Source organism: Pelagibacterium sediminicola (assembly GCF_003390885.1).
In the GTDB taxonomy this organism is placed as follows: Bacteria; Pseudomonadota; Alphaproteobacteria; order Rhizobiales; family Devosiaceae; genus Pelagibacterium; species Pelagibacterium sediminicola.
On sequence record NZ_QMEL01000008.1, the window covers coordinates 62,203 to 84,619 of the forward strand.

Annotated in this window: 24 protein-coding genes and 1 pseudogene; 2 read left to right on the forward strand and 23 right to left on the reverse strand. The window is 65.3% G+C overall.

The features are described from left to right. Window positions 1-20 precede the first annotated feature (20 nt). Window positions 21-1,007: a LysR family transcriptional regulator gene (locus DQG18_RS12775; protein ID WP_116654659.1), complete on the reverse strand. Its 987-nt coding sequence runs from the start codon at window positions 1,005-1,007 to the stop codon at window positions 21-23. A gap of 250 nt (window positions 1,008-1,257) precedes the next feature. Between DQG18_RS12775 and DQG18_RS12780 the strand changes: the two genes are divergently transcribed. After that, on the forward strand, window positions 1,258-1,890 hold the full coding sequence (locus DQG18_RS12780) for a TetR/AcrR family transcriptional regulator (RefSeq protein WP_116654660.1): 633 nt from the start codon (window positions 1,258-1,260) through the stop codon (window positions 1,888-1,890). Here the strand turns inward: DQG18_RS12780 and DQG18_RS12785 are convergent. The 11 genes from DQG18_RS12785 to trbB are packed head-to-tail and all read right to left on the reverse strand — an operon-like array spanning window position 1,885 to window position 11,512. Continuing rightward, window positions 1,885-2,106 (reverse strand): DUF2274 domain-containing protein, encoded by a 222-nt coding sequence (locus tag DQG18_RS12785; RefSeq protein WP_116654661.1) that lies wholly within the window; start codon window positions 2,104-2,106, stop codon window positions 1,885-1,887. The genes DQG18_RS12780 and DQG18_RS12785 overlap by 6 nt on opposite strands. 2 nt (window positions 2,107-2,108) lie before the next feature. Next, the gene (locus DQG18_RS12790; protein ID WP_116654662.1) at window positions 2,109-3,236 is read right to left on the reverse strand and encodes a TraB/TrbI/VirB10 family type IV secretion system protein; all 1,128 of its coding nucleotides are present in this window, start codon (window positions 3,234-3,236) and stop codon (window positions 2,109-2,111) included. After that, window positions 3,233-4,261 carry a P-type conjugative transfer protein TrbG gene (gene trbG, locus DQG18_RS12795; RefSeq protein ID WP_116654663.1) on the reverse strand — a complete coding sequence of 343 codons (1,029 nt, stop codon included), beginning with the start codon at window positions 4,259-4,261 and terminating at the stop codon, window positions 3,233-3,235. The genes DQG18_RS12790 and trbG overlap by 4 nt, the downstream gene beginning before the upstream one ends. Beyond that, on the reverse strand, window positions 4,258-4,947 hold the full coding sequence (gene trbF, locus DQG18_RS12800) for a conjugal transfer protein TrbF (RefSeq protein ID WP_116654664.1): 690 nt from the start codon (window positions 4,945-4,947) through the stop codon (window positions 4,258-4,260). The genes trbG and trbF overlap by 4 nt, the downstream gene beginning before the upstream one ends. Then, on the reverse strand, window positions 4,944-6,302 hold the full coding sequence (gene trbL / locus DQG18_RS12805) for a P-type conjugative transfer protein TrbL (RefSeq protein WP_116654665.1): 1,359 nt from the start codon (window positions 6,300-6,302) through the stop codon (window positions 4,944-4,946). Before trbL ends, trbF begins: the two co-directional genes overlap by 4 nt. A gap of 2 nt (window positions 6,303-6,304) precedes the next feature. Then, a complete protein-coding gene (gene trbK-alt / locus DQG18_RS12810; RefSeq protein ID WP_116654666.1) occupies window positions 6,305-6,592 on the reverse strand; it encodes a putative entry exclusion protein TrbK-alt in 288 nt (95 codons plus the stop codon). Window positions 6,593-6,609: 17 nt separating this feature from the next. Next, window positions 6,610-7,392: a P-type conjugative transfer protein TrbJ gene (gene trbJ / locus DQG18_RS12815; RefSeq protein ID WP_116654667.1), complete on the reverse strand. Its 783-nt coding sequence runs from the start codon at window positions 7,390-7,392 to the stop codon at window positions 6,610-6,612. Continuing rightward, a complete protein-coding gene (gene trbE / locus DQG18_RS12820; protein ID WP_116654668.1) occupies window positions 7,389-9,896 on the reverse strand; it encodes a conjugal transfer protein TrbE in 2,508 nt (835 codons plus the stop codon). Before trbE ends, trbJ begins: the two co-directional genes overlap by 4 nt. Before the next feature lie 10 nt (window positions 9,897-9,906). Beyond that, the gene (locus DQG18_RS12825) at window positions 9,907-10,188 is read right to left on the reverse strand and encodes a VirB3 family type IV secretion system protein (protein ID WP_035746452.1); all 282 of its coding nucleotides are present in this window, start codon (window positions 10,186-10,188) and stop codon (window positions 9,907-9,909) included. After that, the gene (locus tag DQG18_RS12830) at window positions 10,188-10,517 is read right to left on the reverse strand and encodes a TrbC/VirB2 family type IV secretion system protein (protein WP_035746450.1); all 330 of its coding nucleotides are present in this window, start codon (window positions 10,515-10,517) and stop codon (window positions 10,188-10,190) included. Before DQG18_RS12830 ends, DQG18_RS12825 begins: the two co-directional genes overlap by 1 nt. Further along, on the reverse strand, window positions 10,514-11,512 hold the full coding sequence (gene trbB, locus DQG18_RS12835; protein WP_116654669.1) for a P-type conjugative transfer ATPase TrbB: 999 nt from the start codon (window positions 11,510-11,512) through the stop codon (window positions 10,514-10,516). Before trbB ends, DQG18_RS12830 begins: the two co-directional genes overlap by 4 nt. Before the next feature lie 510 nt (window positions 11,513-12,022). Between trbB and DQG18_RS12840 the strand changes: the two are divergent. Further along, window positions 12,023-12,783, forward strand: a pseudogene (locus DQG18_RS12840) (IS5 family transposase). A 151-nt stretch (window positions 12,784-12,934) separates the two neighbouring features. Here the strand turns inward: DQG18_RS12840 and DQG18_RS12845 are convergent. The 11 genes from DQG18_RS12845 to DQG18_RS12895 form a co-directional block, all read right to left on the reverse strand. Next, window positions 12,935-13,378 carry a CopG family transcriptional regulator gene (locus tag DQG18_RS12845; RefSeq protein WP_116654671.1) on the reverse strand — a complete coding sequence of 148 codons (444 nt, stop codon included), beginning with the start codon at window positions 13,376-13,378 and terminating at the stop codon, window positions 12,935-12,937. A gap of 4 nt (window positions 13,379-13,382) precedes the next feature. Then, a complete protein-coding gene (locus DQG18_RS12850; protein ID WP_116654672.1) occupies window positions 13,383-15,368 on the reverse strand; it encodes a conjugal transfer protein TraG in 1,986 nt (661 codons plus the stop codon). 25 nt (window positions 15,369-15,393) lie between these two features. Continuing rightward, window positions 15,394-17,148 carry a relaxase/mobilization nuclease domain-containing protein gene (locus DQG18_RS12855; RefSeq protein ID WP_116654673.1) on the reverse strand — a complete coding sequence of 585 codons (1,755 nt, stop codon included), beginning with the start codon at window positions 17,146-17,148 and terminating at the stop codon, window positions 15,394-15,396. Window positions 17,149-17,391: 243 nt separating this feature from the next. After that, window positions 17,392-18,156 carry a lytic transglycosylase domain-containing protein gene (locus DQG18_RS12860; RefSeq protein WP_116654674.1) on the reverse strand — a complete coding sequence of 255 codons (765 nt, stop codon included), beginning with the start codon at window positions 18,154-18,156 and terminating at the stop codon, window positions 17,392-17,394. Window positions 18,157-18,158: 2 nt separating this feature from the next. Beyond that, complete coding sequence (locus tag DQG18_RS12865) at window positions 18,159-18,494, reverse strand: DUF736 domain-containing protein (RefSeq protein WP_116654675.1); 336 nt, start codon at window positions 18,492-18,494, stop codon at window positions 18,159-18,161. Between the two features lie 68 nt (window positions 18,495-18,562). Further along, a complete protein-coding gene (locus DQG18_RS12870; RefSeq protein WP_116654676.1) occupies window positions 18,563-19,108 on the reverse strand; it encodes a S26 family signal peptidase in 546 nt (181 codons plus the stop codon). After that, the gene (locus DQG18_RS12875; RefSeq protein WP_116654677.1) at window positions 19,105-19,590 is read right to left on the reverse strand and encodes a DUF2840 domain-containing protein; all 486 of its coding nucleotides are present in this window, start codon (window positions 19,588-19,590) and stop codon (window positions 19,105-19,107) included. The genes DQG18_RS12870 and DQG18_RS12875 overlap by 4 nt, the downstream gene beginning before the upstream one ends. Then, complete coding sequence (locus tag DQG18_RS12880) at window positions 19,587-19,841, reverse strand: hypothetical protein (RefSeq protein ID WP_116654678.1); 255 nt, start codon at window positions 19,839-19,841, stop codon at window positions 19,587-19,589. The genes DQG18_RS12875 and DQG18_RS12880 overlap by 4 nt, the downstream gene beginning before the upstream one ends. Beyond that, window positions 19,838-20,581, reverse strand: coding sequence for a DNA-methyltransferase (locus DQG18_RS12885; protein WP_116654679.1), 744 nt, complete (start codon window positions 20,579-20,581; stop codon window positions 19,838-19,840). The genes DQG18_RS12880 and DQG18_RS12885 overlap by 4 nt, the downstream gene beginning before the upstream one ends. After that, on the reverse strand, window positions 20,578-21,231 hold the full coding sequence (parA, locus tag DQG18_RS12890; protein ID WP_116654680.1) for a ParA family partition ATPase: 654 nt from the start codon (window positions 21,229-21,231) through the stop codon (window positions 20,578-20,580). Before parA ends, DQG18_RS12885 begins: the two co-directional genes overlap by 4 nt. Then, window positions 21,228-22,403, reverse strand: coding sequence for a replication initiator protein A (locus tag DQG18_RS12895; protein WP_116654681.1), 1,176 nt, complete (start codon window positions 22,401-22,403; stop codon window positions 21,228-21,230). Before DQG18_RS12895 ends, parA begins: the two co-directional genes overlap by 4 nt. Between the last annotated feature and the right edge of the window lie 14 nt (window positions 22,404-22,417).

Sequence of the window (22,417 nt, forward strand, 5' to 3'; positions counted from 1 at the left end):
TGCTTCGAGGGTTGCCATCCTCAGGGAGGTGGTTGTGACCCTACAGAAGCTTTTCCCATCGCGCGAGCCATGCTGAGCAATCGCCGGCAGGCCGGGTTGTCGTTTTGATCTGACCACACCATGCTGAACGGCAACACTTCATCCACCAGTTGCCGGAATGCGATCCCCGGAAATTGCCCGACGGTGGTGGCTTCGCTCGTCAAGGTGAGGCCACGACCGACCGCGACCAGCGACAAGATGTTGTCGCGGCCCACCTGCTGGGAGTGAATGTCAGGGTGATGACCGAGACCGGCAAGGTGAGCGACCAGATAGTCGTGGATCTCCTGGCCCGGTGCGACATCGCTCACGATGAAGCGTTCACCTGTCAGATCAGGCCATCCGAGTTGGGCTTTGGCAGCCAGCGGGTGGTCGGTCGGCAGCACGACAAAGACCCGTTCGCACCAGAGATGCTCCGTTTCGCAGCCATCCCAGCGAGCAGTTCCGGTAATGAAGGCGATGTCCAGGTCCAACTGCCGGACAGCCGCGACATGCTCGGCAGGATTTCCGTCCATGAGGTCGATCTGAACCGTCGGATGGTGCCTCCCGAACTTCCGCAGGAGGTCAAACAGAAACCCCGACGCCAGCGACGAGAAAATTCCGACCTTGAGCAGTCCCCGGTCTACCCGGCCAACCGCAGCGACTTTTGTCACGCCGATGTCGATCTGCCGAAGGGCATGCCGGGCGCTGCGCAGAAACTCCTGCCCGGCGACTGTCAGCCGCACCCCGCCCGAATGTCGTATGAAAAGAGAAGCACCCAATTCGTCCTCAAGGTCGCGGATCTGGCGGCTGACCGATGATTCATTGATGGCGAGCGCGATTGCTGCCTTGCGGAAACTCCCGTGGTCCGCCGCTGCAAGGAAATGCCGCAACTGGCGCAACCGGATTGTGTTCTTACCGGCGCCGCCCTCGACAATATGCGCGAGGACGGAGCTACCAGATGGGGCGTCCCTGTTCCGGCGCGCAGGCATGACGCATCATCCCGAACCGCAGTTGGCTTCTGGCCGGCGCTCGTTTGCAGCCTGCCGACGAAGGCGACGGCGCGTACCAAAAGAGAGGCGCGCACCATGATGCCCAGATTCGTACGCGACCATCTCCCCTCCTCTCCGCCTCAAACTTAATATCATTCAGTTCTTGGGATGGTGCTGCTTGACATCGGCTCCGTCAACGAAAAAAATAAATCGCATTCAGTTTTCACGCACAGTTGCAGCAGGGATCCCGATGGCTCGGCCCAGGAAGGAGCAGGAACTTGATATTCCTCGCCGCGCGGTCGAGGAAACGATCCGCCTGCTGGCACAGCAGGGTGACTTCGGTGTTCCACTGACGGCAGTGGCACAAGCCGTGGGATGCACGGCGCCGGCCCTTTACGGCCATTTCCGTAACAAGAATGCTTTGCTGCGCGCGGCGCGCGATGAAGGCTTTGGACGGCTCTACAATGAGAAGTTCGCGGTTTTCGAACAGATGCGAGGCGATCCGTTCGGCTATTTGCGCGATGGTGGCTATGCCTATGCGCGCTTCGCCCTGGAGAACCCCACTCTGTACCGGCTGATGTTCTCACCCCCCCCGAAGCTTGGGGTGAGCGATGATCCGTGGTCAAGCGAAGCGGGTCGTCAGGTCCTGAGTCTGCTGCTGACCGGCCTTCGCTCATCTCAGGAGCATGGTTACTTGCCGGGCGCTGACCTGCAACGCTACGGCTTCATGTTCTGGTCAACGATCCATGGTGCGGTCAGTCTGAACATTCAGAACCGCCTGCTGGACCACGCGGCGAAGTGGGACTCGACGCAGAGCGTGATAGACGCGCTCATGGAGATGATCGCGGCAACCGGCCCGGCCAAACACCCGATCACGTCATGAGCAGATCTTTCGCGCCTTTGCAAAGCCGCGATCCGTTGCAATGAACCGCTCCAGCATGGGCACGATCAGTCTGACGGGATCGGCGACGGGCTGGCCGCTCTCGCGGGCCAGCACCTCGGCATAGGCGATCAGATCGCGGTGAAGCGGCGCGGGCAGTTCCACCGTCACCTTGACGGGCTTGTCGTCAGTCAGCGGGCCGAGTTTCAGCTTTGTCATGGTCAACCTCCTGCCGGCTCGAATACGAGATCGCGGGTCACGATGATCCTGACCGGGAAGCCGGGCCGGATGGTGAGCGTCGGGGCAACCTGCAACTGGCGCTGCACGATCTGCTGGCCCGCCTGATTGACGGTATCCTGTGCGCCGTCGCGGATGGCGCGGATCAGCCGATCCTCGTCGCTGCTGGCCAATTCCGTGCCGACCGCGAGCAGCGTGGACAGCCCTGCGGCCTTCATCAGATCCCACCAATGATAATCGACGCCATCCTCAAGCCCGGCGTAGCCGCTGGCGTCCGCACCCGGCAGGCGCTCAAGGACGATGGAACGGCCGCCCGGCAGGATCAGGCGATTCCACACCAGCAACACACGGCGCTGGCCGAAGGTCACGCCATCATCATATTGACCGATGATGCGTGTTCCCTGCGGGATCAGAAGCAGCGAGCCGGTGGGGCTGTCATAGACGTTCTCCGTCACTTGCGCGGTGATCTGGCCGGGCAGATCGGACCGGATGCCGGTGATGAGCGCGGCCGGAATCACAGCCCCGGCCTGAAGGGTGTAGGGCGATGCCGGCGGCGCGACGCGATCCGGCGCGACGGTCTGCCGGTCCACGGGTCCATTGAGGAAAGCGGTATGGCGGTTCTGCCCGTCTGGCTGCCCGCCGAGGCCGAGGCCAGCGAGGCCGGGCATGGCCGTTCCCGACGGAGCTGCCGTGCGCGGGCCGGCCTGGAAGAACACACCGCTCAACCGTGCGGCTTCTTCCTCAGCGAGACGACGCTGTTCATCCGGATCGACGGCCGGTGTCGCGATGGTTGGCGGCACGACCGGCTGGCCCCGGTTCTGTGCCTCGAGGATCGGACGGCCGAGGTCGCCAGGCAAAGCCGGTCCAAGAACCGGGCCGGAATAGTCGCGCGGCAAGCCAGCGAGGCCGTCCGCCGTAGGCCGGTTCTCGGTCGAATATAGTTCGCTGCCCCCCGGTCCCGCCTCACTGGTCTGGAGGGCGTAGATCAGCGCCCCGCCGATTCCGAGAAGGGCGACGGCTCCGACCCCTGCCAGCACCTTGCGGGACAGACGGGTGACGCGGGGCGGCTCGGCGCGCAACCGCATGGGAGCCGTATTGTCGGTGCCACTCATGAGGGTGATCCTCCCGTGGTCGCACCGGCTGGTTGGGCTGCGGCCTGCGTTTGCTCGACGCGGACAATCCTGACCACCTGCTGGCGGTTGCCGCTGCCAAGGCGCAGCTCGGCGGCGCCGAACAGTCTGTCCACGATCAGGACGTTGTGGTGGATGCGGGAATTGACGATCTGCGGCTCGCCGTCCGACCCAAGAACGAACAGAGGCGGCATCTCGCCCTGGACGATGCCGCGCGGGAACACGACATAGACGCGCCTGCCGTCGTCGAAGACGGAGACTGGGCGCCATGGCGGGCTGTTGCCCTGCACCTGCAAGCCGTAGCGATAGTTGCGCGCGGCCTCGGCCGGGATGACGGGGGCCGACGGCGCGGTCACGCGGCTGCCTGGCGGCGGTGCGGGATAGGCCCAGGCGACGGCGGGCATGTAGAGCGCTTCCCGCGCGCGCAACTCGATCATGTAGATCCGACGGTCGGTGGTTATGACGAGGTTGGTCGAGATGTCCGGCCGGGTCGGCTTCACCAACACATGCACCCGGCGGGTCGGGCCGGAGCCGCTTTCGGTGTCGCCGATAACCCACCTTGCAGTATCGCCGGCGGCAATCGGTCCCGCGCCTGTCAGGCTCTCGCCCGGCTCCAGCGCGATGGTGGTGATCTGCCCGACAGCGGCATAGACCTGATAGAGCGCGCCTTCCGACCAGGGATAGATCTGGATGGCATTATAGTAGCCTTCCCGGCGCGGCTCGACGCGGGCGGCGGCATTGGCGTTCTCGACGCGGGCCGTCGCCGTGCCGGCAGCCTCGCCGCCCCGCGCCACAGTCCAGGCGGGCGGGACATGCAGCGGTCGGGGCGTTGTGTCGGTCGCAGCCGCCTGCACGGTCGGCAAGGGCGGCACATCGGCATCGTAGCTGAACTGCGGCGTCCGATTGGTCGCGCAGCCGGCCAGCATGGTCGCGGAAAGCAACAGAGCCGCGCAGGCGGATTTACGGAAAGCCGGAAAGCCGGTTTTGCGGAAAGTTGTGGCGGTCATTGGCTCATCTCCCGCGACCAGTTGATCGCGTTGACATAGATTCCGAGGGGATTGGCGCGCAGCCGCTCAGCGTTGCGCGGGGGCTGGATCACGATGGTCAGGATCGCGGTCCATCGCTCGGTGGTGGAGAGCTGGCCGTTTTCGTAGTGGCGTTCGGTCCAGGCTACGCGGAAACTGTCCGGGGACGCCCGGATGATGCTCGACACCTCGACGGCAACCTGCTGGCGGCCGACGCGCGTGAAGGGATCATTGGAGCGGGCATAATCGTTCAGCGCCGCCGCGCCCCGGTCGGTGGTGAACTCGTAGGCCCGGAGCCAGTTCTGGCGGACGACGATGGCGTCGGCCGGGAGCGAGCGAACCTGTTCGATGAAACGGCCGAGGTGAAAGGCGATCTGCGGGTCGGTCGGCCGATAATCGGCCGCCGCCGGCCCGACGGCCTGCGCCTGGCCGAGATTGTCCACCTGAACCACCCAGGGCACGACGGTCCCGCGCGCCGATTGCCAGACGAGAGCCCCGGCGAAACCTGCCGCGAGGATCAGGGAGCCGAAGGCCATGTAGCGCCAGTTTCGTGCCTGGACGCGGGCCGAGCCGATGCGGTCATCCCAGATCTGCGCGGCGCGCTGATAGGGCGTCTCGGGTTCCGGCACCTTGCCGTAGTGGGTCGTCGGTCGTTTGAAGATGGTCATGTGCGATCACTTTCGGATAGGCTGACGGATGAGCCGCCGCCGTGGCTGTCGCCGGACCGGACGGCATGGGCGGCAGCGGTGACGCCGTGGCTCATCGCCCGGCTACGGCGCATGTTCTGCGCCCAGGCTGGGGGACCATCAGCGGCTGAGGGGGGTGACGACTTGGGCGATGGGGAGCCCCCGATCGTGCCCATAGAGGAGCTGCCGCCGGATGCCGCGAACCCGGCTTTTGCGCCATCGGAGTAGCTGGATTTCACGCTGTCGGCGGCACGGGAGGCTGCGCGCTTCAAAGGCGAGATGGCAGCCGAGCCTGCGGCGCGTGCCACACCGCCAAGCCCGGAGGCGACCCCGGCCGGGCCGGAGTCGCCCATGGAACCGAGGGAATAGGCGGACGAGGCCGCACCGGCGGCCGAGGCGCCACCGCGCGCAAGCGCAGCACCACCCGAGAGTGCGGCACCGCCGCCCCGCGCGGCGAGCATGGTTGCGCCACCGGCAGCGATCGCGGCACCACCGACCGCGAGGCCGGTTCCAACCGCCGCCCCTGCGCTGAGTTGCGGGCCGCCCGAGACGAGGCCGGTAGCAATGCCGGGGCCGAAGATGCCGAGGCCGAGAAGAGAAAGGGCGGCCAGCACGATGGCCATGGCGTCGTCGATGGTCGGGGTCGCGCCGCCGAAGCCTGCGGTGAACTGGCCGAAGAGTGTCGAGCCGATGCCGATGATGACGGTCAATACCAGCACTTTGATGCCGGATGAGACGACATTGCCCAGAACCCGTTCGGCCATGAAAGCAGTCTTGCCGAAGAGACCGAAGGGGATCAGCACAAAGCCGGCCAGGGTGGTCAGCTTGAACTCTATCAGGGTGACGAAGAGCTGGATCGCCAGAATGAAGAAGGCGAGGATCACCAGCGCCCAAGCGAAGAACAGGCAGAGGATCTGCACCAGGTTCTCGAAGACCGCGATCCAGCCCATGAGGTCCGAGATGGATTCGAGCAGCGGTCGCCCGGCATCGAGGCCGATCTGGGCGACACGGCCGGGACGCAGAAGATCGGCGGCGGAAAACCCGGTGCCGGAGGCCATGAGGCCGAGGCCGGCAAAGCTCTCGAAGACGATGCGCGCGAGGTTGTTCCAGTTGGAAATCAGGTAGGCGAAGACCCCGACGAAGATCGTCTTCTTCACCAGGCGGGCGAGAACATCATCATCGGCACCCCATGCCCAGAACAGGGCGGCGAGCGTGACGTCGATGACGATCAGCGTGGTGGCGATAAAGGCCACCTCACCGCCGAGCAGTCCGAAGCCGGAGTCGATATAGCTGGTGAAGATGCCAAGAAAATTGTCGATGACCCCCGTTCCGCCCACGACTATCGCCCCCCATCCAGGCCAGGCGAAGACTGCACGGGCGTCCGGCCGAGGAAGCGATCACGAGTCTCGGCCCAGATGCCCAGGCACTCGGCATCATTGGCGGCCGCTTCGCCCATCTCCTGACAGCGGCGCTGCCCTTCGCGCAGGGGATCGACCTGCCGCGTAAGCGATGGAGCGGAAGGTGCTGGCGCGGGGATCTCCTCGCGGGTCATCTCGATAATCGCCGCGGTGATCGCCACGGCGACGAACACGATGGCCGCGATCCGCGCCAGCATCTTCCCTTCCATGATCTGCCCTCCCGGCCTCAGTTGAACATCTGCGCATTGCCAGGCTGATAGCCGCTGCCCGGTGCCAGGAAGCGCTCGCGCTGGATACGGCCCTGCTCCGCGGCGGTCGCACGTTCGGCCTCGGACAGCGCGTCGGCGCGGCCATTGGCCGAGATGACCGCGATAAGGTCGGAAAGCTGCTGCGACTGGAGGGCGAGAAGCTGGTTGCCGGCCTGGGTGGCTTGAAGCGCGCCGGTCGCGCCCTGACTTTCGCTGACGAGTGCGGACATTTCGGCCCGGTTGCTGTCGATGTTGCCGACGACGCCGGCCTGCACCCGCATCGCGTCCTGAAGACCCCCGACGGTATTCTCCCAGCGGGACCGGGCATCGGCGATGAGCTGCTGGTCGGTCGCGGTCAGGGACAGATTGCCGTAGTCCTGCTGGAACATCTGGTCGATGTTCTGCACGTCGAAGGTGATGTTCTGGGCCTGACCGAGAAGCTGCTGGGTCCGCTGGACATTTTGCTGAAGGGCCTGCAGCGAGCTGTGGGGCAAGCTCGCGAGATTGCGTGCCTGGTTGATCAGCATCTGTGCCTCGTTCTGGAGCGAGGTGATCTGGTTGTTGATCTGTTCCAGCGTGCGGGCGGCGGTCAGCAGGTTCTCCGCATGGTTGGTGGGATCGTAAACGATCCGGCCGAACCCACCAAAGAAGGCATGGGCCGGTGTCATGAACACCGGCGCCAGAGCCAGCGGCGCGGAGAGCGCAAGCAAGAGCGTCGAGGCGCTGGCCATGCGGATGAACCGGGGAATTGCGCGCGTCATAGGGTAATCTCCTCTTCTTCCAGGATGATGCCGAACTCGTCCTCATCGACGACGGGCGGCAGGTGTTCGCTTTCGGTCGCGAGATTGGTGAGGTCCGGGATGAGATCGGCCGCCCAATCGACGCCGCGGGCCCGGAGCCAGGCACCAAGGAAGCCGTCGCGGCCATGTTCAGTGAGGATTTCGCTGATCAGGGCCTGATCGGACTTGGCCGATGCGGCGCAAAGCGCCAGCCCCACTTCGGACAGTCCAAGATCGAACAGGCGGTTGCCGCGCCGCGACTGGCAGTAGTAGTCCCGCTTCGGCGTTGCCCGCGCGAGGATCTCGATCTGGCGGTCATTGAGGCCGAAGCGGCGATAGATCGCGGTGATCTGCGGCTCGATGGCGCGCTCGTTCGGCAGCAGTAGCCGCGTCGGGCAGCTTTCGATGATCGCGGGTGCAATGGCGGAATTGTCGATGTCCGACAGCGACTGCGTGGCGAAGATGACGCTGGCGTTCTTCTTCCGCAGGGTCTTGAGCCATTCCCTGAGCTGGTCCGCGAACCCGTCGTCATCGAGCGCCAGCCAGCCCTCATCGATGATCAGCAGCGTGGGCCGCCCGTCCAACCTGTCCCCGATGCGATGGAACAGGTAGGCCAAGACAGCCGGCGCGGCTCCGGTGCCGACCAAGCCCTCGATCTCGAACGCCTGCACGTCGGCAGAGCCGAGATGTTCGGCCTCGGCATCGAGCAGCCGGCCATAGGGTCCACCGACGCAATAGGAGCGCAGCGCCTGTTTCAGGTCATTGGATTGCAAAAGCACGGCGAGGCCGGTGATGGTGCGTTCCCCGACCGGAGCCGAAGCAAGCGAGGTCAGCGCCGTCCATAGATGCTCCTTCACCTCGGGCGTGATCTGGATGTTCTCGCGCATCAGGATCGCCACGATCCAGTCGGCCGCCCAGGCGCGCTCGGCAGTTTCGTGGATGCGGGCCAGCGGTTGCAGCGAAACCGACGCCTCAGATGCCTCGGTCAGCTCGCCGCCCAGATCGTGCCAGTCACCCTGCATCGCGAGTGCGGAGGCGCGGATGGAGCCACCGAAATCGAAGGCGAAGACCTGTGAGCGCGCGTAGCGGCGGAACTGCAGGGCCATCAGCGCCAGCAGCACCGACTTGCCGGCGCCGGTCGGCCCGACGACGAGGGTATGGCCTACGTCGCCGACATGAAGGGACAGCCGGAACGGGGTCGATCCTTCGGTCCTGCCGTAAAGCAGCGGGGGTGCGCCGAAGTGATCGTCCCGGTCCGGCCCCGCCCACACGGCGCTTGAGGGGACCATGTGGGCAAGGTTGAGCGTCGAGACCGGCGGCTGACGGACATTCGCATAGGCGTGTCCGGGCAAGCTGCCGAGCCAGGCGTCGACTGCATTGACCGTCTCGACCATGACGCTGAAGTCGCGGGCCTGGATGATCTTCTCGACCAGCCGCAGCTTTTCGTCGGCACGGCGGGCGTCCTCGTCCCAGACGGTGACGGTCGCCGTGACATAGGCCATCCCGGCCATGTCGGCGCCGAGTTCCTGCAAGGCCATGTCCGCGTCGGCGGCCTTGTTTGCTGCATCCGTGTCCACGAGCGCGGATTGCTCGTTGGTCATCACCTCCTTGATGATCGCCGCGATGCTCTTGCGCTTGGCGAACCATTGCCGCCTGATCTTCGTCAGCAGCCGGGTCGCGTCGGTCTTGTCCATGAGGATGGCGCGGGTCGACCAGCGGTAGGGGAAGGCGAGCCGGTTCATCTCGTCGAGCAGGCCGGGTGTGGTGGTGCCGGGAAAGCCGGTGATCGTCAGCACCCGGAGATGGTGATTGCCCAGGCGCGGCTCCAGCCCGCCGGTGAGCGGCTGATCGGCCAGCAGCGCGTCGAGATACATCGGCACCTCCGGCACGCAGACGCAATGTCGGTTGGTCGAGATCGTGGAATGGAGATAGGTCAGCGTGCCGGCATCATCGAGCCAGCGGCACTCCGGCATGAAGCCGTCGAGCAGCGCCAGCACGCGGTCGGTGCGGTCGATGAAGCCGCGCACCAACTCCCAGGGGTTCACCCCGGATGTCTCTCGCCCCTCATAAAGCCAGGACTCCGAGCGGGCGGCATCTTCTGCGGGCGGGAGCCAGAGGAAGGTGAGAAAGTAGCCGGAGACGAAATGACTGCCTTCCTCCTCGAAATCGGCCTTGCGCTCGGCATCGACCAATGCCGAGGCGGGATCGGGGAAGCGGTCCGCAGGATAGGTTGCGGCCTCCGAACGCTGTGCTTCCACGAAAATGGCCCAGCCAGAGCCGAGACGGCGGAAGGCGTTGTTCAGCCGCCCGGCGACCGCGACCAGTTCGGCCGCAACGGCGGAATCCAGATCCGGCCCGCGAAACTTCGCCGTCCTCTGGAACGAGCCGTCCTTGTTGAGGACAACCCCCTCCCCGACCAACGCGACCCAAGGCAGATAATCGGCTAGGCGGGAAGCGGTGCGGCGGTATTCTGCGAGATTCATCATGGATCAAACCTCACACCGAGAGATGGCCGGGGATGCGGAGATGGCGGCGCGCGACCTCGACGAAGAGCGGATCGCGTTTGGCGGCCCAGACGGCGGCGATATGGCCAACCGCCCAGATCAGGATGCCGGCCAGCCAGAGCTGGAGACCGAGGCCGACCGCTCCAGCCAAGGTGCCGTTGAGGATGGCGACGGATCGCGGCGCACCGCCGAGCAGGATCGGTTCGGTCAGGGCGCGGTGGACCGGGACAGCGAAGCCCGGCACCGCGTCGAGCGCCTCGAAGCTCACGGCCATCAGACCAGCGCCCCGCCGCCGAAGCTGAAGAAGCTCAGGAAGAAGGAACTGGCGGCGAAGGCGATGGAGATGCCGAAGACGATCTGGATCAGTCTACGGAAGCCGCCGCCGGTATCGCCGAAAGCCAGCGTCAGGCCGGTGACGATGATGATGATCACGGCGACGATCTTGGCCACCGGCCCTTCAACGGATTCGAGGATGGATTGCAGCGGCGCTTCCCAGGGCATCGAAGAGCCGGAGGCAAAGGCCGGGGACGTCATGAGGCTCACCCAGGCGAAGGCGGCGGCGGTTGCGATATGGTGACGGATGCGGAAGGCGCGACGGATCATGCAGGTTCTCCAGTGTTGCGAGTGGTGCCGGGTTCTGAAAAGGCGGGGGAAATCCGGTAGTCGCCGTCGGGTCCGAGACCTTCGACGCGGGCGAGTTCGACAAGCCGCCGTGCGGAACCGCGACCGGCGAGGACAGCCACGAGGTCGATGGTTTCGGCGATCATGGCGCGCGGGACGGTGACGACGGCTTCCTGGATCAATTGTTCGAGGCGGCGAAGCGCGCCGATGCCGGAACCGGCATGGATGGTGCCGATCCCTCCGGGGTGTCCGGTGCCCCAGGCTTTGAGGAGATCGAGCGCCTCGGCGCCGCGCACCTCACCGATCGGAATACGGTCGGGACGTAGGCGCAGCGAGGAACGGACGAGTTCGGAAAGCGTCGCCACCCCGTCTTTTGTTCTCATGGCAACGAGGTTCGGAGCGGCGCATTGCAGCTCGCGCGTGTCCTCAATGATGACCACGCGGTCGGAGGTCTTTGCGACTTCGGCCAGCAGCGCATTGGTCAGCGTGGTCTTGCCGGTGGACGTGCCACCGGCGACAAGGATGTTCGCACGCGACTGGACGGCAACGCGGAGCGTTTCCGCCTGATCGGCGGACATGATGCCCGTCGCCACATAATCATCCAGCGTGAACACCGCGACGGCGGGCTTGCGGATGGCGAAGGCGGGTGCTGCCACGACTGGAGGCAGCAGCCCCTCGAAGCGCTCGCCGGTCTCAGGCAGTTCGGCCGTCACGCGGGGGCTGCGGGTGTGGACTTCGACACCGACATGGTGGGCAACCAGGCGCACGATGCGCTCGCCATCGGCGGGCGCCATCCTCTCGCCGGTGTCGGCCAGTCCCTCGGACATCCGGTCGACCCAAATGCGCCCGTCGGGGTTCAGCATGACCTCGACGACGGACGGGTCTTGCAGCAGGGTTGAGATGGCAGACCCGAGCGCCGTTCGGAGCATACGCGCGCCGCGGTCCACTACTGCCTGTTTGTGGTTGATGCCTGCCATCTCGTCCCCGTTCCACCAGGGAGGCGCGAGATGATCCCCGGATGGGGATGACTAAAAGAGACTCGAAACGGGTTGTTTCAACAAGTTTCGAGCGTCGTAGTAGCGTGGCGTGCAAATACAGGAGAACGGCGGTGGTGGTTCTCCTCGCCAAGTACGAACGACGAGGACCACCACTTCAATCTCATCTGACTGATTCGATGAGCGTGGCCGCTTTGGAATCCTTCTGGCCAATCCCTGCGGCTGCGAGGTTGGCACATGCGCCGCCGCATGTGCGGTGCATCGGCGGGAAAGCGGACGGAAGTGCTTGCGGCACGGCGTGCGCGGCATCCTGCAAGAACTGCCATTCGACTGCGGCTCAGGTTCCCGGTAGGTCGGTCTGGTGGTGAAATGCGTGCTGCAGTCATTTGCTTTTTGCGCGTTTAGGTCGTGTTGACAAAAGGGATTCACAGGGCGTGCTGGACGTGATTCAAGCTGGTATCTGCGATGGAGATCAGCTTGGCACGAGACCTGATGTCGGACGAGGAATGGGCGTTTCACGAACGCTTCATCCTGGCGATTCGAGCCCCGAACGGGCGCAAGCCCATGAACCATCGCCTTGTTCTGGATGGCATTTTCTGGGTCGCGCGGACGGGGTCGCCGTGGCGTGACCTGCCCGAAGAGTTCGGCAAATGGTCGTCGGTTTACCGCCAGTTCCGGCGTTGGACGCTGGCCGGGCTCTGGGAAAAGATACTGGAGGTTCTCAATGCAAGCGGGCTGGTCCCGGACGCGCTCCAGATGATCGACAGCACCGTGGTCCGCGCCCATCATCAGGCAGCGGGCGCAAAAGGGGGACTCCGCGACAGGGTTTTGGCCGTTCGCGCGGTGGCTTCACGACCAAGATCCATCTCCGCGTTAACGGCGCGGGCCTGCCCATGAGGTCGGACATCACGCCGGGCGAGATTTCGGACTATCGCGGCTTCGATCTGGTCATGGACGACAACCTGCCCGAGCCCTGCGTTCTGCTTGCCGACCGTGGCTATGACTCTGACAAGGTGAGAGAAACCATGGAGGCGCGCAACGTCGTGCCGGTCATCCCGATGCGCAAGTCCCGCAAGCTGCGCGTGGCTGTGGACCGCTCCCTCTACCGCCTACGCAACCTCGTCGAGCGCTGCTTCAACAAGCTCAAGAACGCCCGCCGCGTGGCGACCCGCTACGACAAAACCGCCGAAAGCTTCCTGGGCTTCATCGACATCACCTCGATCCGCCTCTGGATCCGCCATTTGTCAACATGACCTACGGCAAGAATGAATGTCCGGTTCGGGGAAGTTCGCAGCCGAGGCCGAAAGGCGGCTTTGGGCCGCACTTTTCCGCTGCACCCGCATAGAGATGCACGATGCTGCGGCCTGCCTGAATGTCTCAGATGGGTTCAAAGGTGCGGCGCGTTCAGTTTGACCCTGCTGGCTGGTGTGCCCCATCAACATCCTCGGAAATCTCCTGCCGCAGCTTCGGCCCCTGAGCGAGCCGTCGGCCGAGGGCCGTGATGAACGCCTCATACCGCTCGGCCGATTTGGCCTTGGCCGCCTTCGCTGCCGGCTCGGGCAAGGCCGGCGTTGTCGTGACCCAGAACCGAATGAACACCGCCAGGCTTTCGACGGCGATTCCGACATCACGCTCCAGCCGCGTCATGCGGCGGTCGAGCTGGTCGAGGCGCTTGACGACAACCGCTTCGCGCCGCTCGGCGTCGTCCGGCGACAGGAACGACGCGATGGCGGCTTCGGCGATCATGGATTGCGAGCGATCCCGGCGCGCGGCGAAGTCCGCAAGGGCGGTCGTGACATCGGGGTCAAGATAGATCGTGATCTTCGATTTCTTCCTGTGGCGTGTCATGGTGCTACAGCTCCATGCCGTCGTTCGGGTCCATGGCGACCTGCCGGGCAATCCCCTGCACCTGTCGGATCATGCGTCGGTTCCGGGCAACATCTTCGTCCACGTCATCGGACAGATGGGGCTCGAACTCGTTCTCGATTGGCTGTTTCTTCTCGACCGGCTTCACGCGGCTGAGTTCGGGCTGCAACCGGCGTTCGGATTCGGTCGGATCTTCATCATCCCTCATGTGCTCCTCGTCATCCTCGGCAGGTCCGGGTCGCGCCGGGATCGGCAACGCGGTCCAGTCGTCGGCACGGGTTCCTTCTGGGCGCGTCAGGTCAGGCGGAGAAAGAACCCGCTCCCGAAACCGGGTATCCTCAAAGTAGCGCGCCTTCGTCGCCCGGATCGGCGGGATGCCAGCCACCATGACGATCTCTTCATCGGGTGGAAGCTGCATGATCTCGCCTGGCGTCAGCAACTGGCGGGCGGTTTCCGACCGCGAGACCATGAGATGCCCCAGCCAGGGCGACAGCCGGTGCCCGGCGTAGTTTTTCATCGCCTTCATCTCGGTGGCGGTGCCGAGCGCGTCGGATACGCGCTTGGCTGTGCGTTCGTCGTTGGTGGCGAAACTCACGCGAACATGGCAGTTGTCGAGGATCGAGTTGTTCGGCCCATAGGCTTTCTCGATCTGGTTCAGCGACTGCGCGATAAGGAAGCTCTTGAGGCCATAGCCGGCCATGAACGCCAGCGCCGTCTCGAAGAAGTCCAGTCGCCCGAGCGCCGGAAACTCGTCGAGCATCAAGAGCAACCGATGCCGCCCGGCATTCGCCTGCAGATCCTCGGTCAGGCGACGGCCGACCTGGTTCAGCAGCAAACGCATCAGGGGCTTGGTTCGGTTGATGTCGGATGGTGGCACCACGAGGTAGAGCGTGGTTGGCTGATCGCCGGCCACAATATCGCTGATCCGCCAGTCGGAGCGGCGCGTGACCTCGGCCACGACGGGATCGCGATAGAGGCCCAGAAACGACATCGCCGTCGACAGGACGCCGCTCCTCTCGTTCTCGGATTTATTGCGCAGCTCGCGCGCCGCACTGGCCACGACCGGATGCGGCCCCGCCTCACCCAGATGCGCGGTTGTCATCATGGCGCGCAGTGTGGAGTCCACCGGACGCTTGGGATCGGACAGGAACCTGGCCACACCAGCCAGCGTCTTGTCAGTTTCGGCATAGAGAACATGCAGGATCGCACCGACGAGGAGCGAATGGGAGGTCTTTTCCCAATGGTTGCGCTTGTCGAGGCTGCCTTCGGGATCGACGAGGATATCAGCGATGTTCTGCACGTCCCTCACCTCCCACTCGCCACGACGCACTTCGAGCAGGGGATTATAGGCCGAGGATTTCGGGTTGGTCGGATCGAACAGCAGCACGCGGCCATGGAGTGCCCGGAAACCAGAGGTGAGTTGCCAGTTCTCGCCCTTGATGTCGTGGACGATGGCCGAGCCAGGCCAGGTCAGCAGCGTTGGCACCACCAGGCCGACGCCCTTGCCCGAACGGGTCGGCGCGAAACACAGCACATGCTCGGGGCCATCATGCCGCAGATACTCGTGGTCATATCGGCCGAGGATGACACCATCGGGATCGAGCAGGCCCGCAGCCTTCACCTCGGGCTTTGAGGCCCATCGTGCCGAGCCATAGGTGGCGACGCCCTTCGCCTCGCGCGCCCGCCAGACCGACATGCCGATGGCGACCGCAATGGCGATGAAGCCGCCCGAGGCTGCGATGATCCCGCCCTTGGCAAAGATCGGTGGCGCATAGGCTTCGTAGAAATACCACCACCAGAAGATCGCCGGCGGGTAATAGATCGGCGTCCCGAACAGCTCAAACCAGGGCGGCCCGAGCCGCGCCTGATAGCCGAGACTCCAGGCGACATATTGGGTGGCGCCCCAGGTGGTGGCGAGGATGATGAGGAAGACGATGCTGATCTGTCCCCAGAGAATTTTGGTGGCGGACATGGGCGGAGATCCTTTCCGGTTGAGGTCAGAGGCCGAGGCTGCGCTTTCGCCCGAAGTCCCAATCGATGCCGCCATCGTCGCGGGCGACGCCGGAGACGTGACGGCCGATCTGCTTTTCCAAAGAGGGCGACCAGGGCACGAGCTGGAAGCCGAGGCCCCCGTCGGGTCCGGGACCTTCGATCATGGCGAAACGGCCGGAGGCGAGCGCGAAGCGCTGGCGATAGGAACCGGCGACATATTCGCCGCTGGCGGCACGCTCAAAAGACATGCCGGTTTCAGTCGCGAGCTTCTCGGCAAGGCTGTCGAGTTCGCGCCTGCGCAGCGTGCTGAGCAGCCGGCGCGCAAAGACCACGCGCCCGCCCTGTCGTTCGGCATAGCCCTCGCCGATCAGATGTTCCGCGCGGTCATCCAGAGCCTGACGGACCTCGGCGCCGAAGCCGCTGTCGGAAAGTGCAATCGGATCGCGGGCGATGGCCTGCCGGTCGAGCCAGGTCGCACCCGAGGCGCCGATCTGCGCGCCGAGATCGAGATCGGAGCGGACGGCAAGCGCGACACGGCGCGCGCCTTGCACATCCTCATAAGCGCGCAGCTCGACAATCGAGCCGGGCGGGCTGTCGCCAGCGGCATCCAGATGCGGGAGCCTGATATGATGGCTGCGGCCGTCGGCACCATCGACCACCGCATAGGCGGTCCCCTTCAACTCGTCATCAAGGCCGCGTTCGACCAGACGGCCGATAACCGGAACGTCGAGGCTTTCACCGGCGAGGACATAGCTGGCGGAGCCGCGCTCGATGCCGCGTTCGGTCAGGGCGCGGTGCATGCGCTTGATGATGTCACTACGCTCGCCAAGCTCGCGTAGGACCGCTTCAGCCTCGGGCTTGATGAACCACTGCGACTGGCCGATCTGATCGGCCAGCCCGAGGATTTCGAGGGTGCGCAGCCGACCGACCTTCAGCGTGTGGAACTCGTCCTGCGGGTGATCAGCGAGCGGGGCGAGATCGACGATACCGGATTTGCCAGCGTCGCGGGCAAGCTGCCGGTCGAGTTGTGTCCAGCGTTCCGCCTGGATCTGGGCCTCAAGGCTGCGGTGGATGTCGAGATCGGTGCGCGGCCCCAGATCCAGGGTGATGAGATCGCGCGCCCGGTCCCGCATCCCCTCTTTGATGTAGTCTCGGGAAATCACGAGATCCTGCCCGTCGTCGCGGGTGCCGCGCACGATCAGATGGACATGCGGATGCGCCGTGTTCCAGTGATCGACCGCCACCCAATCGAGGCGCGTGCCGAGATCCTTTTCCATCTGGCCGACAAGATCGTCGGTGAAGGATCGGAGGTCGGACATATCCAGCGCGTCGTCAGGCGAGACGATGAACCGGAAATGATGCCGGTCATCACCGCTGCGCTCCGCGAAAGCGCGACCATCAGCATCCTCCGTTCCCGGCCCGAACAGCCTTGCCTTCTCTCCGTCTCGGGTCACGTCGTCACGGCGCAGATAATCAAGATGCGCACCAAGCGGCGCCGACGACGCCATGTGGCGAACGACGCGTGCCTTGACGACGGCACCGCGTGTACGGGAGGTGATGAGGCGGTTGGCCTGTACGCTGGCGCGCTGGCCGCGCCCGAAGCGGGAACGATTGCCGGATGTGACGCGGCCGGATCGCGAGACGCCACCTCCGGCCTTTTTCGCGGCGGCAAGCGCCTGTGCGATGAAAGGACGGGTTTGCTGCGCACGAGTTGATCGGATGCGCCCCGGACGGATGCGGAACTCGTGCTCATCGGACATGGCACATCCCCGCACGGCGCAAAACTGACAAGAAAATCAGGAAGATGGACGCGAAGCACACGGTGCGCGATAACGCGGCACGGTGCGAAACGCGCCAGAAACATGAACAAAAACAACCGCCCGCCTGAGCCGCACCGTGCGCGCTTTTATCCTGCCATCCTTCGGTCGTGGTGCCTGCCGCCACCCTTTGCGCCCTCCATGACACGCCAGCGCCCGATGGGATGCGAATTGCGGTGCCAATGCTCATGGCCGGTCCTCACCGGCATTGCGGGCGACGAACAGCCCCTCCGGCTGCAAGGCGTTGAGTGCATCTGGTGTCGCCGGGACGAGCGAAGGACCGGCGTCCGGCGTCCAGTCGGAGGACACGGGATCGGCAGCGGAAGCACCGATTTCGCTCGCCACGAAGATCGCCGCCTCGCGCCAGTCGAGCGGCGGGGCAACCGACGAACCGCTGCCGGAAGGCTGCTCGCCGAGCAGGATCGGGATCAATGCAGCGACATAGGCGCGCGTCTCGGCCGGAAGCGGGCGAGACGTCGCGCGGTATTCGTCGTAGCGTCCGGGACCGGCATTGTAGGCCGCGAGCATGGCGGCGACATTGCCGTAGCGATCCCACATCTCGCGCAGGTAGGCCGTGCCCGCGAGGATGTTGTCGCGCGGCTCGAAGGGATCGCGGCCGAGAGCATGACGGAGGCGCAGCTCCGCCCAGGTCGAGGGCATGACCTGCATCAGCCCCACCGCGCCGGCGGACGATACGGCGCGCACATCGCCCGCGCTTTCGACCCGCATCACGGCAACGATCCATGCCGCCGGGATGCCGAAACGCCGCGAGGCCTCTTCGATATGCGCGCCGTGCGGATGCGTGGTGACAGCACGATCCGGCACGGTGGTCTGCGCTAGAACCGGCGGCGTAGTGATGGCCGGGATGAACAGGCCGGAAAGAAGAAGGAAGAGGATACCGCGGCGCGCGCCGCATCTCCCCGAGGCGGGACGGGTGCAGGACGTGACCATGCTCACTCCTGTTCGTCGCGCTTCTTCGGACGGGTCCAGTGCAGGCCCCAATCGCGGCCATCCTCGTCCGACTGGAACAGGCGGGCGCGGATCGGCTGCTGGAAGACGGGATCGTCGAGAATGACGGAGACGAACGGTCCCGCGCGCTCGCCGGAATGTTTCCAGCCTGCGCCGACCTCCGGCCCGTCCTCATCGCCGAGATGAATGCGATAGGCGGGCGCCTTCTCGGACTCGGCGTTGTCGGTCGGAACAAAGGTCAGCTCAAGGTCGAGCGAAAGGGTGCGAAGCTGCCCGGAATAGCCGGACGGGGTGCGGGTAAACTGGCCGATCTGTGCCATTGGAGGCTCCTTTCCTATGCGGTGGAGAAGACGCGGGACGGCTCAACCGCCCCGCTATGGACGAGCCGTCACCGCACCGGCGCGCGCCAGACGAAGCGGCCATCGCCGTCTTCGTCGGTGAAAAGCGGGATCGCGTGGCCGATCACCGCCGAGGCGGGGAACGGGCCGAAATAGCGACCGTCGAGGCTGTCGCCGACGTCCGGGTTCATCAGGAACACTTCGCCCTCGGCAATGACGCGGCAGCCCTGCCAGACCGGCAGATCTCGGCCGAGGCTGTCGCGGTCGTGCGCCTCGCCGAGCGGAACCGCGTCGACGGTGATCGCGCGGCCAGTGCGGCATACGCGCTGTCCGGGCAGGCCGAGGACGCGCTTCAGAAGCGGCACGTCGCGGGCAACGTAGCTGCGTTCGACTATGAAAGAGGCGAAGGGTTCAGGTGGAATGACCGCGACCAGATCGGGCACCTCGATCCGGTCAGTGGGCACGACGGTGTAGAACCCGATTGGCACGCTGGCCGATGCGTTCCAAAGCAGCCTTGGCGCGGTCGGAACGACAGCGGCGATGGCGATCCCGAGCACGGCCACCGCCGTCACCATGACATAGCGAAAGCGGGTCATGGGGCGATCTCCCGGCGCCGGAGCCATGCTTGATGGCGCTCGGCGGTGTAGGGGCGCGGCGCTTCCCCTGCGTTCATCCAGTGGGCGACGTGCCGCCAGTGGTCGGGATCGACCTCGGCCGGATCGATGCCGAGCGCCTCGATGGCATCGACATGGCGGAGGACGTCCTCGACCTTCGGCCAGGTATCGATCCTGAGCAGGATTTCCGCACCGGGACGCACGAAGGGCAGTGTTTGATAGGCGCAGCCGGGCGCGACGGCGCGCAGGATGTCGATCCGCGAGATGACGGTGCCATAGTCATTCGCCGCCCAGCGGACGAATGCGAACACGGCACCGGGACGGAAAGAGACGGTGCGGCGGCTGCGGTCGAGGATATTTTCCCCGGCCTCCTGACCGAATCTGATCCAGAACTCGATCTTCTTTTCCACCCACGTCAGTTCCACGCGGGTCAGGTCATCTTCATGAGCTGCGGCGCCGATCATGAGCGCTCTCCTGATGTATCAGGGAATTCGCGCGCGAGCAGGTCGCGCAGCATGTCGGTGACGGTGCCGCCGCGCCTGATTGCTGCGATCTTGATCCGCCCGCGAAGCTCGGGCGTGATGTCGATCGTCAGCCGGGCGGAATGGGTGGCTGCGGCGCCATCTCGTGCTGGCCGCGTGTCGCCGGCCCTGATCCAGCCATCGGGATCGACCGGGCGGGTGGCAAAGCCGCGCTTGTCGGTGCGAGTCGTCATGACGAGCCTCCGTCATGGAACGGCAGCACGGTGGCGATGCGCGCCCGAGCGCGCTCGGCCATCGCGGGGTCGATCTCGCAGCCGATATAGCGCCGGCCGGAAAGTCGGCAGGCTTCGCCTGCCGCGCCGGAACCGGCGAACCAGTCCACGACCAGGCCGCCTTCCGGGCAGCTCGTGCGGATCAGGATTTCCAGGAGCGCCGACGGTTTCTCGGTCGGATGGATGGCGCGGCCGTGACAGTTGCGTAGGTAGATGACCGAGCGCATGAGGCGCGGCCCACCGTCATGGCTGACGTAATGCCCGGCGTCGATCTGGCCGGTATGGGGCGGACGCTGCTTGCGCCGCACCGTCCGGGCCGTCGCATCGGGCGTGGTTTGCGGGTCGTTGTAGATGTCGCGCCAGGCCGTCTCGGCGGGATAGAACTGCACGGCCAGTTCATGCACGCGCTTGAAGCGGTCGGCATGAAACCCGGTGCCGTTCTGCTTCTCCCAGACCACTTCTTGCGCGATCCGCAGGCCGGCGTCAGTGAAGCAGTCGGCGGTCGCCATGAAGCTGCGCAGCGAGCCGAAGACCCAGAGCGAGCCGGTCGGTCTGAGGGCGGCGCGCGCCAGCGCGACCCAGCCCTCGACGCGCCGGTCCCAGGGGAGCGAGGTGTCGCCATAGGGCGGATCGGCGAGGATCATGTCATAGGGTGCGTGCCAGGGCATCTGGTCGCGGCCGTCGCCGGTAAGGATCGTCATGCCGATACCCTCCCGATCCCCAGCCGTTCGACCTCGGTAGCCAGTGCTGCGATCTCGCGCGCCGCAGGTGATTGGGCGTCGATCTCACTGGCGAGCCGCCCGGTCTGCGCGGCGTCGGCGAAAACGACGCGCTGGCCGATGGCACTGGCGAGCAGGGGAGGGTCGTGGTCCGCCAGCGTCTCGGCCGTTTCGCGGGCGATGACGGTGCGGGCCCCGCAGCGGTTGAGCACGAAGCGCGCGACAAGCTGCGGGCGATAGATGCGCGCTTCCGCCAGGAGGGCGAGCATCTCGGCCGAGGCCCAGCCGTCGAACGGCGATGGCTGCACCGGGATCAGCACGAGATCGGCGGCGAGCAGCGCCGAGCGCATGAGGCCGGCGACCCGCGGCGGCCCGTCGATGACGATATGATCGACGTCGCGGGCGAGTTCGGGCGCTTCACGGTGCAGCGTGTCGCGCGCAAGGCCGAGTGTGCCGAAGGCACGGGGCAGGCCCTCACGCGCGCGTTGTTGCGGCCAGTCGAGGGCGGAACCTTGCGGATCGGCGTCGATCAGGGTGACGCGCTTGCCGCCCCGCGCCAGCTCACCGGCGAGATGCAGGGCCAGCGTCGTCTTGCCGACGCCGCCCTTCTGGTTGAGGAGCGCGATGATCATTTGCACCCCCCCGGCAGATCGAGAGGCAGGCGGGGTCTTTCTGCAGATTCAGGAGCCTCGGTTGCGCCTCGATCAGATGCCGGTCGAGGCGATGTCGGGGCGTCGGATGCCCTCTTCTTCGCGGCTCTGCCAAGGCTTCTGGCGGTGTCGCGGATGAGGTTTTCCACATCGCGCGCACGCTCTTCAAAGTTAGACTCTTTGTTAGACTCTAAGTTAAGGGCGCGATTTCCTGAATGACTGCTATGGGTTAAGGCCGGTTTCGGTTCCTGATAGCACGAGCCTCCGGTTCCCGATAGCACGATAGTCCGGGTTCCTGATAGCACGAGGCCATCCACAGGTTTTCCACAGGCCGACAGCGGCTCGAAGGCCAGCAACATCCGCCCGCCGACTTCGGCTTCAAGGAACAGCAAATAGCCGGGCAGCGGCTGGCGCCGGATGATGTCGCGCAGTTCGAAGGCAAAACGCTTGAAGGGCGACAGGCTGCCGGATTTCTGGTGAAGGTGACGGAAATCGAACCGCCAGCCATCGCGCTGGCGGCCGCCGTGCTTGCGCACCAGGCGATAGAGCCAGCGGTCGAGGCCGCCGGTGAGATCGAAATAGGTCCGGTCGATGGTCAGCACGAGGGCATCATCCAGGACAGCCTGGTAGAACCAGTCCGGCACGATCATCTCGATGCCATCGGGTCGGCCGTTGCGGTCGGTGCGCTCCTGCCACTCGTTGATCCACGAAAAGCGATGCCGGCGGCCTTCGACCGGCTGGCGAATCGAGGTGGAGATCGTGGTCGACTGCAGCCGGTCGAGAGCTGCCTTCAGCCGCTGATAGTCGCGCAAGCCGGTGCCGCGCCCGACATAGGTGAGAATCTCATAGGGCGTGGCGGCCATCAGTCGGGAGGTGCGAAGGCCGCTGTCGCGGGCTTCGACGATCTGGCTCGCCGCCCAGATCAGAATATCGGCGTCCCAGATCGTGGCCATACCATGATCGGGAACGGCCTCGACCCGGATGGAGACATTGCCGGTGGCGAAGTCGATCGGCGCGATGCGCTTCGACTTGGCGAGGGAGAAGAAGGGGTAGGCCATGAGATCCTGCGCGTCTCGTGGCGCGAAATCGCCGGGGAGCGCCCTGAACAGGTCGAGTTGCCCACGCTCGGAAAGGGATCGACGTCGCACCGTCATGAAGAAAACCGCGA

What these genes read in the sequence shown, in the direction of transcription:
- DQG18_RS12775 (WP_116654659.1), bottom strand. Translation starts at nt 1,007, where the DNA reads ATGCCTGCGCGCCGGAACAGGGACGCCCCATCTGGTAGCTCCGTCCTC.
- DQG18_RS12780 (WP_116654660.1), top strand. Translation starts at nt 1,258, where the DNA reads ATGGCTCGGCCCAGGAAGGAGCAGGAACTTGATATTCCTCGCCGCGCG.
- DQG18_RS12785 (WP_116654661.1), bottom strand. Translation starts at nt 2,106, where the DNA reads ATGACAAAGCTGAAACTCGGCCCGCTGACTGACGACAAGCCCGTCAAG.
- DQG18_RS12790 (WP_116654662.1), bottom strand. Translation starts at nt 3,236, where the DNA reads ATGAGTGGCACCGACAATACGGCTCCCATGCGGTTGCGCGCCGAGCCG.
- trbG (WP_116654663.1), bottom strand. Translation starts at nt 4,261, where the DNA reads ATGACCGCCACAACTTTCCGCAAAACCGGCTTTCCGGCTTTCCGTAAA.
- trbF (WP_116654664.1), bottom strand. Translation starts at nt 4,947, where the DNA reads ATGACCATCTTCAAACGACCGACGACCCACTACGGCAAGGTGCCGGAA.
- trbK-alt (WP_116654666.1), bottom strand. Translation starts at nt 6,592, where the DNA reads ATGGAAGGGAAGATGCTGGCGCGGATCGCGGCCATCGTGTTCGTCGCC.
- trbJ (WP_116654667.1), bottom strand. Translation starts at nt 7,392, where the DNA reads ATGACGCGCGCAATTCCCCGGTTCATCCGCATGGCCAGCGCCTCGACG.
- trbE (WP_116654668.1), bottom strand. Translation starts at nt 9,896, where the DNA reads ATGATGAATCTCGCAGAATACCGCCGCACCGCTTCCCGCCTAGCCGAT.
- DQG18_RS12825 (WP_035746452.1), bottom strand. Translation starts at nt 10,188, where the DNA reads ATGGCCGTGAGCTTCGAGGCGCTCGACGCGGTGCCGGGCTTCGCTGTC.
- DQG18_RS12830 (WP_035746450.1), bottom strand. Translation starts at nt 10,517, where the DNA reads ATGATCCGTCGCGCCTTCCGCATCCGTCACCATATCGCAACCGCCGCC.
- trbB (WP_116654669.1), bottom strand. Translation starts at nt 11,512, where the DNA reads ATGGCAGGCATCAACCACAAACAGGCAGTAGTGGACCGCGGCGCGCGT.
- DQG18_RS12845 (WP_116654671.1), bottom strand. Translation starts at nt 13,378, where the DNA reads ATGACACGCCACAGGAAGAAATCGAAGATCACGATCTATCTTGACCCC.
- DQG18_RS12850 (WP_116654672.1), bottom strand. Translation starts at nt 15,368, where the DNA reads ATGTCCGCCACCAAAATTCTCTGGGGACAGATCAGCATCGTCTTCCTC.
- DQG18_RS12855 (WP_116654673.1), bottom strand. Translation starts at nt 17,148, where the DNA reads ATGTCCGATGAGCACGAGTTCCGCATCCGTCCGGGGCGCATCCGATCA.
- DQG18_RS12860 (WP_116654674.1), bottom strand. Translation starts at nt 18,156, where the DNA reads ATGGTCACGTCCTGCACCCGTCCCGCCTCGGGGAGATGCGGCGCGCGC.
- DQG18_RS12865 (WP_116654675.1), bottom strand. Translation starts at nt 18,494, where the DNA reads ATGGCACAGATCGGCCAGTTTACCCGCACCCCGTCCGGCTATTCCGGG.
- DQG18_RS12870 (WP_116654676.1), bottom strand. Translation starts at nt 19,108, where the DNA reads ATGACCCGCTTTCGCTATGTCATGGTGACGGCGGTGGCCGTGCTCGGG.
- DQG18_RS12875 (WP_116654677.1), bottom strand. Translation starts at nt 19,590, where the DNA reads ATGATCGGCGCCGCAGCTCATGAAGATGACCTGACCCGCGTGGAACTG.
- DQG18_RS12880 (WP_116654678.1), bottom strand. Translation starts at nt 19,841, where the DNA reads ATGACGACTCGCACCGACAAGCGCGGCTTTGCCACCCGCCCGGTCGAT.
- DQG18_RS12885 (WP_116654679.1), bottom strand. Translation starts at nt 20,581, where the DNA reads ATGACGATCCTTACCGGCGACGGCCGCGACCAGATGCCCTGGCACGCA.
- parA (WP_116654680.1), bottom strand. Translation starts at nt 21,231, where the DNA reads ATGATCATCGCGCTCCTCAACCAGAAGGGCGGCGTCGGCAAGACGACG.
- DQG18_RS12895 (WP_116654681.1), bottom strand. Translation starts at nt 22,403, where the DNA reads ATGACGGTGCGACGTCGATCCCTTTCCGAGCGTGGGCAACTCGACCTG.